This is a genomic window from Planococcus sp. VCh962 (genome assembly GCF_057748275.1).
Genome location: NZ_JBYLHS010000001.1, coordinates 1,388,614 through 1,400,743, shown reverse-complemented (window position 1 = coordinate 1,400,743; position 12,130 = coordinate 1,388,614). Strand labels below are relative to the sequence as shown.

At 43.2% G+C, this 12,130-nt stretch carries 12 protein-coding genes; all 12 read left to right on the top strand.

From position 1 onward, the window contains the following. The first annotated feature begins 7 nt into the window (after positions 1-7). The 12 genes from ezrA to AC3AQ9_RS07030 all read left to right on the top strand — a co-directional run bounded on the left by ezrA (position 8) and on the right by AC3AQ9_RS07030 (position 12,089). Entirely contained in the window at positions 8-1,711 is a 1,704-nt protein-coding gene (gene ezrA / locus AC3AQ9_RS07085; protein WP_488306718.1) for a septation ring formation regulator EzrA, read from the top strand. A gap of 59 nt (positions 1,712-1,770) precedes the next feature. Continuing rightward, positions 1,771-2,865 (top strand): cysteine desulfurase family protein, encoded by a 1,095-nt coding sequence (locus AC3AQ9_RS07080; protein ID WP_488306717.1) that lies wholly within the window; start codon positions 1,771-1,773, stop codon positions 2,863-2,865. A 34-nt stretch (positions 2,866-2,899) separates the two neighbouring features. Further along, positions 2,900-4,102 carry a tRNA uracil 4-sulfurtransferase ThiI gene (thiI, locus tag AC3AQ9_RS07075; protein ID WP_488306716.1) on the top strand — a complete coding sequence of 401 codons (1,203 nt, stop codon included), beginning with the start codon at positions 2,900-2,902 and terminating at the stop codon, positions 4,100-4,102. Between the two features lie 143 nt (positions 4,103-4,245). Continuing rightward, positions 4,246-5,820 carry an acyl-CoA synthetase MbcS gene (gene mbcS, locus AC3AQ9_RS07070; RefSeq protein WP_488306715.1) on the top strand — a complete coding sequence of 525 codons (1,575 nt, stop codon included), beginning with the start codon at positions 4,246-4,248 and terminating at the stop codon, positions 5,818-5,820. Positions 5,821-6,078: 258 nt separating this feature from the next. Continuing rightward, positions 6,079-6,996: an EamA family transporter RarD gene (gene rarD / locus AC3AQ9_RS07065; protein WP_488306714.1), complete on the top strand. Its 918-nt coding sequence runs from the start codon at positions 6,079-6,081 to the stop codon at positions 6,994-6,996. 79 nt (positions 6,997-7,075) lie between these two features. Next, positions 7,076-8,089: a signal peptide peptidase SppA gene (gene sppA / locus AC3AQ9_RS07060; RefSeq protein WP_488306713.1), complete on the top strand. Its 1,014-nt coding sequence runs from the start codon at positions 7,076-7,078 to the stop codon at positions 8,087-8,089. A 15-nt stretch (positions 8,090-8,104) separates the two neighbouring features. Next, complete coding sequence (locus AC3AQ9_RS07055) at positions 8,105-8,683, top strand: RDD family protein (protein WP_488306712.1); 579 nt, start codon at positions 8,105-8,107, stop codon at positions 8,681-8,683. A 35-nt stretch (positions 8,684-8,718) separates the two neighbouring features. Beyond that, positions 8,719-9,225: a thiol peroxidase gene (gene tpx / locus AC3AQ9_RS07050; protein WP_488306711.1), complete on the top strand. Its 507-nt coding sequence runs from the start codon at positions 8,719-8,721 to the stop codon at positions 9,223-9,225. A gap of 53 nt (positions 9,226-9,278) precedes the next feature. Then, positions 9,279-10,202 carry a class I SAM-dependent methyltransferase gene (locus AC3AQ9_RS07045; RefSeq protein WP_488306710.1) on the top strand — a complete coding sequence of 308 codons (924 nt, stop codon included), beginning with the start codon at positions 9,279-9,281 and terminating at the stop codon, positions 10,200-10,202. A gap of 78 nt (positions 10,203-10,280) precedes the next feature. Further along, positions 10,281-10,466 (top strand): hypothetical protein, encoded by a 186-nt coding sequence (locus tag AC3AQ9_RS07040; RefSeq protein ID WP_488306709.1) that lies wholly within the window; start codon positions 10,281-10,283, stop codon positions 10,464-10,466. Positions 10,467-10,567: 101 nt separating this feature from the next. Further along, entirely contained in the window at positions 10,568-11,428 is an 861-nt protein-coding gene (locus AC3AQ9_RS07035) for an alpha/beta fold hydrolase (protein ID WP_488306708.1), read from the top strand. Positions 11,429-11,474: 46 nt separating this feature from the next. Then, complete coding sequence (locus AC3AQ9_RS07030) at positions 11,475-12,089, top strand: histidine phosphatase family protein (RefSeq protein WP_488306707.1); 615 nt, start codon at positions 11,475-11,477, stop codon at positions 12,087-12,089. Positions 12,090-12,130 lie beyond the last annotated feature (41 nt).

Here is a 12,130-nt window from a genome sequence, read left to right as displayed (position 1 = left end):
ATGACTTATGATGAAGTATATCATCATTGCGGTCATCATTCTATTAGCGGTAATTATCGTCGGCTTTTTGTTTCGCAAGAAGCACAACGCGGAAATTGAACGCTTGGAACAGTTAAAACTGCAAATACAAAACAAACCGATACTCGAAGAATTGACAAAAGTGAAACAATTGAACATGAATGGCCAGACAGAAGAGATGTTCGAGCGCTGGCGTGACATATGGACAGAAATCATGGATGTACATATTCCGAAAATCGACGCTTCTCTCTTTGATGCAGAAGATGCGATTGACCGCTTCAGATTCGGAAAAGCTACAGAAATTGAAAATGATATTGAAGTCCGCATCGACGACGTAGACCGCCAGATGAACGAAATCTTAAGTGAACTTGAAGAATTGATCGGCAGCGAAGAGAAAAACCGCAGCGAAATGGATATGATGAGAGACCATTACCGCCTGGCGCGGAAAAACTTATTGGCTCATCAGCATTCATATGGAGCAGCGGCTGTTCCTCTTGAAAAGAGACTGGAATCATTCTCCCCGCTATTTGCCGAATACGATCAATTGACAGAGCAAGGAAATTATCTGAAAGCCCGGGAAATTGTTATGGGCTTATCGGATGAAGGAGAATATGTTTTCTCTTTGATTGATGATATCCCGCCTCTATTAACGGATATCCAGTCGAAAATACCATCCTATATCAATGAATTGCGCAATGGAATCCGGGAAATGGAAAGCCAGTCTTATTATCTGAATCACTTGGAATTGACGAACCAATTAGATGACATGGAGCAAGAGCTGGTTGTGATGAAACAGAATATTGCGGACCTGAATATCGCTGAGGCAAAAGAAAAAGCCGAAGCGATGAAAGTACGCATTGATTCGTTTTATGAGCTTCTTGAAAAAGAAGTCAAAGCAAAACATTATGTGGATCAGCATAAAGCGGAAACAGCGCGTCACTTGGAACTGATTACACGTGATACTCGTGATATGTATGATGAATGCGTAGTGGTCCAGCAGAGCTATAAAATTCCTGAAAGCGATGCAGCCATTCCAAAAAAATGCTTGCATACCCTCGAAGATCTGCAGCAGCGTTTCGACTTGCTGAAATCCCGTTCGGAAGAAGAGCATTCCGCTTATTCCAGCTTGGAGGAAGAACTCATTCTTATCCGAGAAGAGCTTGCAAAAATCGATGTGATCCAGCACGACTTTACAAACTCGCTGAAGAGTTTACGGATTGATGAAAACGAAGCCCGCACAAAAGTGGAAGACTTGAAGCGCCAGTTGCAGGAAACAGACAGAATGCTGCATAAAGCCAACACACCAGGCATTCCAGAAGAAATGGATGTCCGGCTTGAAGAAGCGGAAGAGCATTTGTTTGTCGCGATGCAAGGCTTACAGGAAGTTCCATTGAATATGAAATTGGTCGATAATTACTTGGTGAAAGCTGAGAAATGCATCGAAGACGTAGAAGAAAAAGCAAAAGAAATGATTGAAAACGTGCTGTTGATTGAGCGGATCATCCAATACGGCAACCGTTACCGCAAAACGAATCCACAGATGAACGCTAAGCTGCGGGAAGCGGAAGAGTCGTTCAGGCAGCTCCGGTATACGAAAGCATTAGAAGAGGCAGCTACAGCAGTCGAAAGCTTTGAGCCAGGTTCAATGAAACGTATTGAAGTACTGGTCAAAGAAGAGGCGTGGCGAGTTTAAAATCAAAAAGAAAACCACCAGCTCCCGTGCTGGTGGTTTTCTTTTCGGAGGTGGATAAAATGATTTATTTGGATAATAGTGCAACAACCAAACCTCGTAAAGAAGTGCTCGATACATTTGTCGCGGTCAACGAGCAATATTACGCAAATCCGGCTTCGATTCACCGAATGGGAAACGATTCAGAGGATTTATTGGAACGGGCCCGCGCCCAGATTCAGCTGCTACTAAAGATGGAGCATGCCGTCTTTACATCCGGTGGAACTGAATCGAATAATTTAGCATTAATCGGTGTTGCTAAAGCTTATCAACATCGGGGGAAACATATCATAACAGCTGTTACCGAGCATCCATCTGTGTTGAATAGCTTAGCAGCATTAGAAGACCAGGGATTTGATATTACGCGTTTGCAGGTCAATAGTTCAGGTTCCATCGATTTGAATGAGTTGAACAACGCGCTTAGACAAGATACGATTCTTGTAAGCTTGATGCATGTTAACAATGAAATCGGCACAATCCATCCGATTGCAGAAATCAAAAAGCTTCTGAATGGATCCCGTGCTTTATTCCATGTAGATGCTGTTCAAAGCATTGGAAAAATCAAGCTTCCTGTTGATTCCATGCCGGATTTATTGAGCATCTCAGGCCATAAAATCCATGGGCTGAAAGGCTGTGGAGTGTTGGCGTTCAATCAAGTGGAGCTGCAGCCGATTCTTTACGGAGGCGGGCAGGAATTCGGCTTGCGAAGCGGTACAGTAGCCGTGCCACAAGCAGTGGCAATGGCAAAAGCCTTGCGCTTAGCGGAACCGAAGCCTGAATATGCTGAATGGAACAAAGAGCTTCGGACATTCTTCAAGAGGTTCAACGGGGTTAGAATAATCAGTCCGGAAACTGCAGCGCCGCATATATTAGCGATTGCACTTAAAGGTTTGAAAGGCGAGATTCTGGTAACAGGTCTACAGCAAGAATCGATCATTGTGTCGACGTCCAGCGCATGCTCATCTAAAAGCAAGCAAACCAGCCATGTGATTGAAGCTATCGGTGTATCCCGTGAGTTTAAAGCAGGCGTTATCCGCATTAGCTTTGGCGCGTTTACAACTGCACAGGATATAGAAGAATTGAAAAAAGCATTTGAGCGGGTTTACCGCTTGGTTTAATAAATCGACAGGTAATCAAAGGAGTTTAAACAGCATGAAAACAAATCAAGTCCTCGTCCGTTACGGGGAATTATCAACCAAAGGAAAAAACCGCAATTCATTTATCGGACGGCTGCGGGATAACGTCCGCCAGACTTTTTCGGATTTGGAAAGTGTCCGCATCAAAGCCGAGCGTGACCGGATGTTTATCTATTCGGAAGATGGAGAGGATATGGAAAAAGTATTGGAAAGATTGCCAAAGGTTTTTGGCATCCAATCGTTCAGCCCGGTAACTCAGTCCGAATTGAATTTCGATGCGATGAAGCAAGCAGCGATTGCTGTAATCAATAAAGTAAATCGCCAAAACAAAAGTTTTAAAGTGTCGGTAAAGCGGCCAAATAAAGACTTTCCATATGAAAAGCCTGAAATCACGCAGCAAATCGGCTCCTATGTGCTTCGCAACTTTCCAGAGCTGACTGTTCAAATGAAAAATCCGGATATTGAACTAAAAGTGGAAATCCGTGAAGAAGCAGCGTATATGATGGCGGAAGTTATTCCTGGTGCTGGCGGCTTGCCGGTCGGAGCAGGAGGAAAAGCGTTGTTGATGCTGTCCGGCGGCATCGACAGCCCAGTTGCCGGTTACCATATGCTGAAACGAGGGGTAAGGTTGGAGTTAATACATTTCTTCAGTCCCCCCTTCACCAATGAGCGTGCAAAAGAAAAAGTGATGGATTTGGCGGATAAGTTGAGCCAATTCGGTTCGTCGGTCAATTTGCATATCATTCCGTTTACGAAACTGCAGCAGGAAGTTCATAAACAAGTGCCGGATAATATTACGATGACATCGACACGCCGGATGATGATGCGTGTTGCGGATCTGCTGGTAGCTGAAACCAAAAGCCAAGCGATCATTACAGGAGAAAGCCTCGGACAAGTGGCCAGCCAAACTTTAGAATCGCTGCATGCCATCAATGCTGTGACGAATACGCCAGTTCTGCGTCCGTTAATCGCGATGGACAAGCTGGACATCATTGAAACGGCACAGCAAATTGGTACGTATGACATTTCCATCCGTCCATATGAAGATTGCTGTACAATCTTTACGCCTGCAAATCCCAAAACAAAACCTAAGCTTGAGAAAGTTGAATACTACGAGAAATTTGTATCGTTTGATAACTTGATTCAAGAAGCGGTAAAAGAACGGGAAACCCTTAAATTTCCACGGGTGAAAGAAGCGAAGTTTGAAGACTTGCTGTAAATATATAGCACTGACAGCTGCAGATAAAAGCTTAATTTTACCTGCAGCTGTTTTTATTTTTTTATAACGATTTTGAATAATGAAAATCTTCCTGTATAATATTAGAAGTATAAGGTCTATCACTCAAATAAGGGGGATACATAATGAGAAGTGAAGAATTACTGGCGCCGGAAAATTATAATCTAGTCGAAGAAATTGAGAAATTTGCGACAGGCGAGGGCAAACTGGCGATTATTTGGGAAAATGAAAAAGGAGATTCCCAGCAAGTTACATATGATGAACTGATCCTTCGTGCCAATAAGGCAGCGAACAGTTTTGAAAAAGCAGGATTGATAAAAGGAGATATCGTCCTGGTGATGGTTCCACGCTTAATTGAAGCGTACGTCGCCTATATCGGCGCATTGAAAGCGGGCTTGGTTGTGATTCCAAGTTCTGAAATGCTGCGTGCAAAAGACATTTCATACCGCTTGAATCACAGCAATGCAAAAGCCGTCATTGCATATGAGCCATTCATGGATCAATTCAATGAAGTAGAAGAAATGAAAAACGTCATTAAATTCGTCATCGGCCATTCCGATCAGTCCTGGATTTCTTTGACGGAAGAAATGGAATCAGCTTCTGACGTTTATCAAATGGCTGATACACGAAATGACGATATGGCGTTTTTGTCTTATACCTCGGGAACGACAGGAAATCCAAAAGGCGCGGTACATAGCCATGGCTGGGCTTATGCGCATCTGCGCACTTCTGCTGAGCATTGGCTCGGTGCAAAAGAAGGCGATTTGGTTTGGGCGACAGCCAGTCCAGGATGGCAAAAATGGATCTGGAGCCCGTTCCTTGCAACTTTAGGCAGTGGAGCAACCGGATTTGTCTATAATGGCAAATTCGATCCGGAAGTTTATCTGCAGATTTTGGAACGCCGCGAAATCAATGTTTTATGCTGTACACCAACTGAGTATCGTATAATGGCGAAACAGAAAAATCTTGCTTCATTCAATTTAAAAGCTTTGCATAGCGCAGTTTCTGCCGGAGAACCGTTAAATGCAGAAGTGATCAATGTATTTAAAGAAAACTTCGGCCTTGAAGTCCGGGACGGCTATGGCCAGACAGAAAACACCTTGCTTGTAGGCGTTATGAAAGGCATGGATATCCGAATCGGTTCAATGGGCAAACCAACACCAGGAAACCGTGTGGAGATCATCGATGAGTACGGTAAACCTGCAGAAGTCGGCGAAGTAGGGGACATCGCTGTCCATGTCACTACACCGGCATTGTTCAAAGGGTATTTCAAAGATGATGAACGCACGAAAATGCAGTTCCGCGGTGAATACTATGTGACAGGGGACAAGGCATCGAAAGACGATGACGGCTATTTCTGGTTTGAAGGAAGAGGCGATGATATCATCATTTCCTCCGGGTATACAATTGGACCGTTCGAAGTGGAAGATGCCCTCGTCAAACACTCTGCAGTCCAGGAGTGTGCGGTAATCGGTGCGCCTGACGAAATCCGCGGAACCATCGTTAAAGCATTTGTAGTTTTGGTTCCAGGCAATGAGCCTTCCGATGAACTCGTCAAAAGCTTGCAGGATCATGTGAAAGAACTGACAGCTCCTTATAAGTATCCAAGAGCGATCGAGTTTTTGGAGGAATTGCCCAAAACCGCATCGGGAAAAATACGGCGCGTCGAATTGCGCCAAAAAGAACAAGCAAGAAAGTAAGAAAAAGAGTTTGATAAAATATCAAGAAACTAGAGGATGTTATGTCATTCCGCACCAGGCAGACATTGGTGACAAGTCTGGCGGAAGAGCGAATAAGTAACGGAAGTTGAAATAATTTTCGGACATCTCCTCAAAATGCAAGGGCGGCCGGTGCAAACTGGCTGCTTTTTTCGATTGTTTACTTTAGAATTAGACAGGCATATAATAGTTCTATTATTTCGAGAAACAAAATAAAGGAAGAATGGTGAGAAGAGAGAGATGGCAGCAGAGAAAAAAGGCATATTGTATACAATTTTAACATACGCCATATGGGGAATTTTACCGATTTACTGGAAACTGGTCGACCATGTGCCGAGTGACGAAATATTGACGTCCCGCATTCTATGGGCTTTCGTGTTGACGGTTTTGTTTATCATTGTGATAAATGGCGGAAAACAATTGATTACCGACTTGAAAAGTTTATGGCAATCCAAAAAGACATTCTTTATGTTAATGCTGGCCTCTTATTTGATAACCGCCAACTGGTTTTTGTATATATTTGCCGTCACTAACGACCGGATGGTCGAAACGAGTTTGGGCTATTACATCAATCCGCTTGTATCGATGCTTTTGGGTGTTTTCTTTTTAAAAGAAAAATTATCGCCTGCCATTAAATTCGCTTTTGTTCTTGCGGCAATCGGTGTGGGCATCTTGACGGCATCATACGGCACTTTGCCATGGCTAGCTATTGGGATGGCTTTAAGTTTTGCATTTTACGGCTTGATCAAAAAGACAATAAAGTTGGACGCGCTGCGTGGACTGGCTCTCGAAACCTTATTTGTTTTGCCGCTTGCGATTATCTATTATATTTATCTATTTTCCACCAGCCAGGCATCTTTCTTGAACGAAGGAATTTCGACGGACATTCTGCTTATCATCAGCGGTGCCGCTACAGCGTTGCCTTTGGTTTTATTTGCCACAGGGGCTCCGTTAATCCCGATGTATATGATTGGATTTTTACAATACATCGCACCGACATTGATGCTCCTTCTGGGCGTATTGGTTTACGGTGAATCATTCGATCGGATCGACGCTATTTCATTTTCATTTATTTGGGTGGCATTGATCATCTTTACGACATCGAAAGTTTTGGAAGCACGTGGCATGAAAAAAGAGAAGTTGAATGCCCAGCATTGATTCATCCGACGTAAAATGAAACATTTGTACAAGATACCCGTATAATAAAGAGAGAGAAAAAAAGGAGGTCAAATGATAAATGAATACAAAGAGATGGATAGCATTGGTAGTTGCAGCAGCTATTTTGGGAATATCATTGGTCATCAATTCGGCATTTGCGATTTTCCAGAGCAGCCTTGGCACCGGAGTAGATGATTTGCTGGCTACGACGGAAACTGCTGTTTCCGAGCAAGTGATTGAAGAAGGTGACTTTAATAACCGGATTGCAGTTTTGAATGTAGAAGGAACCATCCAGGACACGGGTGAAGCTTCTGCCTTGCTGGGGCCGACTGGCTATAACCACGGCTTGTTCATGGAGCAATTAGAGCAGGTGAAAAATGACAATACGGTAAAAGCAGTCATGCTGAAAGTCAACTCGCCAGGCGGCGGAGTAGTAGAATCAGCAGAAATCCATGATAAAATCACAGAAATCCAGGAAGAAACAAAAAAACCTTTCTACGTATCCATGGGCGCTACGGCAGCTTCCGGAGGTTACTATATTTCAGCTCCGGCTGACAAAATTTTCGTTAACCGTGAAACGATGACAGGTTCTCTTGGCGTTATTATGCAAACGGTCAATTACGGAAAACTGGCAGAGAAGTATGGTGTGGAGTTTGTAACGATCAAGTCCGGACCGTTCAAGGACATTGGAAATCCGACACGTGAGATGACTGCGGATGAACAAGCCCTCTTGCAGGAAATGCTTGATGATTCCTACGAGTCATTTGTTGACGTAATTGCTGAAGGGCGGGATATGCCTGAAGAACAGGTTAGAAAGCTTGCAGATGGGCGCATTATGAACGGACGCCAAGCAGTAGAAGCAAATCTGGCGGATGATTTCGGTTTTGAAGACGATGTTTTATCAGCACTTCGCACTGATTTCAACTTGGAAGACGCAGAAGTGTTTGAATACGGAGCATCCCAAGGGCTTGGATCACTGTTCTCAATGAAGCTGAATTCATTGTTTGGCAAAGACCTGGAGTCTCAAATGATCACTAAATTGCTTACCGAAAATAGTTCGCCGCGGATGATGTATTTGTATGGTGAAAAATAAGGAGGGGCGATAATTATGACAAATCATATGGATAATGAAACGCATGCTGTGGAAAATATGCAGAACAATCGCCCTGTCGAGCCGGAATATAAAGAAGTGATGTTTTATGAACGCAAGCCTGCTGGCTTTTGGGTGCGGTTCTGGGCATACTTGATCGACCTTTTGATCATTGCTTCCGCCACTTCGATTTTAATTAAACCGATATTTTTATTGGTCGGTTTAGAAACCACCGGCAATACTTGGTACGCCCCTTACGCCATCATTTCCGCTATCGCTTTCTATGCCTACTTCGTATTGATGACTAAGTTTTTTGAACAGACTGTAGGCAAAATGATTTTAGGGCTGCGTGTCGTATCTTTAAAAGAAGAAAAGCTGTCCTGGGGGACGTTATTGTTCCGTGAGTGGATTGGCCGTTTTATCTCTGCTACCATCCTGCCTTTATACTGGATTGTCGGTTTTACAAAGTTGAAGCAAGGAATCCATGACTTTGTAGCAGATACGACAGTCATCCATGAAGAGACATACCGCAAACAAATTCTGTTTGAGAAAAAACGTTCTGAAGGGTCTGAGTTGCAAGAGGCCGAAACGTTCTAGTAAGATAAGGGTATGTTGAAAGGGAGGCGTTATTATTGGTACAAATTACATTCAAGCAAAATCCTGTGACTTTGCCAGGCAAAGAAGTTAAAGTGGGAGACCAGGCTCCAGAATTCAAAGTTCTGGCAAATGATTTAAGCCCGGTAACCTTGCAGGATACGACAGGGAAAGTTCGTTTGATCAGTGTAGTTCCTTCACTTGATACCGGTGTTTGCTCGTTGCAGTCAAAACGTTTTGACCAGGAAGCGGCAACACTCGGTGAAGATGTGGAAGTATTGACGATTTCAGCAGATCTTCCATTTGCTCAAAAACGCTGGGCTGAAGAAAACGGCACGAATGGCATTAAGCTGCTATCCGACCACCGCGATTTGTCTTTTGGTGAAGAATACGGTGTTGCCATGCAGGAGCTTCGTTTATTGGCACGGTCGATTTTCGTCATCGATGAAAATGACAAAGTCGCCTACGTGGAATATGTGCCTGAAGGAACGGATCATCCGGATTACGATAAAGCAATTGAAGCCGTTAAGGCATTAACAAACTAATACAAGAAACCCACTCCTGCAGAGTGGGTTTCCTTATTGAGGACGGATAATAAATGAATTCAGCAATGGAAAAAGTGTTTAATTTTATTGATCAGCATGCGACAGAAATGCAGAAAGAGCAGGATCTGCCGTATTTGGAGAGTTTACTGGAAACAACAGAGACATGGCTGGATGGTCATATTAAACCTGTGGAGCAAGCTGGCAAAGAAGATGTCCGAAAAGCGATCCAGCTGGCCGTTTTAAAAGGCATGAAAGAACATGTCCAGCCCCATCACCAGATGACGCCGGATGCGCTTGGCCTTTTAATCGGTTATTTAGTTGAACTTTTTGTGAAAGAAAAAGAATTCACGCTACTTGATCCAGCGCTTGGAACGGGCAATTTGCTATTGACGGTGATGAATTATCTGGATGGCCGTATTAACGGAGCTGGTGTTGAAATCGACGATTTGCTGATCCGATTGGCAGCTTCAACAGCCGATTTGGTCGAGCAGCCGGTCACTTTCTACCGCCAGGATGCCTTGCAGCCTTTACTGATTGATCCAGTGGATTCAGTAGTCGCTGACTTGCCGGTTGGCTATTATCCGGATGAAGAAATAGCGGGAACTTATGAGTTGAAAGCAGAAGAAGGCCTGTCTTATGCCCATCACTTATTTATTGAACAGTCATTGAAACATACAGTGGATGGCGGCTATTTATTCTTCGTTATTCCGAAAGCCTTATTTGAATCGCCTCAAGCTGGACAATTGCATGCTTTCTTGAAAAAGACGGCTTATATCCAGTCAGTCATGGAACTGCCAGACAGCTTATTCAAAAACTCAGCTTATGCTAAAGGTATTTTAATTCTGCAAAAGAAAAAAGAAGGCATCAAAGCGCCGAAGGAAGTCTTGTTGGCACGTGTACCGAACATGTCGAATGCCAATTCAATGGCTAAATTCTTTTCGCAAGTGAGCCAGTGGTTCAAAGAAAATAAGCAATAAAAATGGAACATATTGTGTTATAATGAAAGTCATTCAAACATCCGAAATTGATAGTCTAAAAAGAAAAGAGGGATGAATATGACGGAAACAAATGAAACTCCTAAAAAAGTAAGTTTGCAGGAAGCGGTTAAACGCCAGCTGGAAGCTAAGAAAAATCAGGCCGCAAACAATAAAGGCGGCAGCGGCGCTTCACTTGAAACGAAAAAGATGAAGAGCCAGCAAACAAAAAAAGTGAATAATACACGGCGGAAAATGGGCGTGTAATGAGGAACCCGGCATCTGGATGCCGGGTTTTTCTATAGCAAGAAAGGGTTGAAGCAAAATGTTAGAACCCATTTATTATCCTAAATTGGAGGAACTGTTCTATGGGGAAATGGAAGCAAGCCATAATTGCTACAGCACGCGGCAATTACGAAGTGTTTATAAAAGGGCAAGGAGAACCGCTTTGTGTTACCCATCTTTACTCTGTTTTTAATGACAGTGGCGATTACTATGCAGAAAGTTTTACCAAAACACATACAGTATATTTAGTGAATTTGCGGGAAGCAGGAAATTCGGAAAAAGCCCATGAACCTTTTCAATTAAGTATGCTGGAAGCAGTTTTCGATCTGGAAGCCATAAGGGTGGCACTTGGATTCAAGCAATGGGGATTTGCCGGACATTCTACTGGTGGGATGCTGGGTGTGATGTATGGAATCTATTTCTCGAAAAGTTTGGCGTTCGCCCTCCTTACTGGAGCGGCAGCAAGAGAGTATGCGACATTTTCGGAGGACTGCATTTACAATCCCCGTCATCTGCAATATCAAAAAATGCAGGATTTAATTGAGCAATTAAAGCGCTCGGATTTAACAGAAGAAAAACGAAAAGAACTATCAGAGGAACGCACAAAATTATCTTTATTCAAACCGGAACGATACAGTGATTTATTCCATTTATCCATCACAAAATCGATATCAGCTGCCCGTTTGAATTTTTTTAACCGGGAACTTCAAATTTATGATGTGACAAGAAAATTGCATTTAATCTCCGCCCCTACCTTAATCTTATGCGGCAAACATGATGTACAATGTCCATTAAGCTATTCTGTGGAAATGAAAGAAGAAATACCATTTTCAAAGTTAATTGTTTTCGGGGAAAGCAATCACTATCCGTTTCTTGAAGAAGCCGAACTTTTCAGTAAAGAACTAGACCGATTTTTGGATGAACTTCCATCGACATCTCGGTAAAAATTGCAGTATGATAGTGTTCAATACAATAAAAGGGGAAATGGAAATGACTACAATCGGATTTGTTAGACACGGTATAACTGATTGGAACATCCAACGAATAGCGCAAGGCAGTTCTGATATTCCATTAAACGAAACAGGAAGAGAGCAAGCCCGTGCCATTGCTGACCGTCTCGCACAAGAAGAGCCATGGGATGTCATCCTATCAAGTGATTTGATACGCGCAAGAGAAACAGCGGAAATCATTGCTGCAAAACTTGGCATGTCTATCAGCCATTTTGAGCCTCTTATCCGCGAATTGTCAGGCGGCCAAATTGAAGGGACGACAGAAGGAGAACGCATCCAAAAATGGGGCACGGATTGGCGGACATTGGATCTTGGAATGGAGAAGAAAGAAGAAGGAGCACAAAGAGGGCGAAAGGCCGTTGAAACAGCTTTGGTTAACTATCCCGGCAAGCGAATTTTAATGGTCAGCCATGGTGCGTTGATCGGCTCCACATTGAAAAGCCTGTTGCCTGAACGTTTCACTAAAACAAACTTACATAATACTTCGATCACGATTTTGGAGAATGTTGAAAGCAGATGGGAATGCACGCTTTACAACTGCACGAAGCATTTAGCTGAAGCGATTCAGGAAGAAGCTGCTGGAAAACGTAAATAATTTGAAAAAAAGAGATGCCTGAACGTAAAGGCATCTCTTTT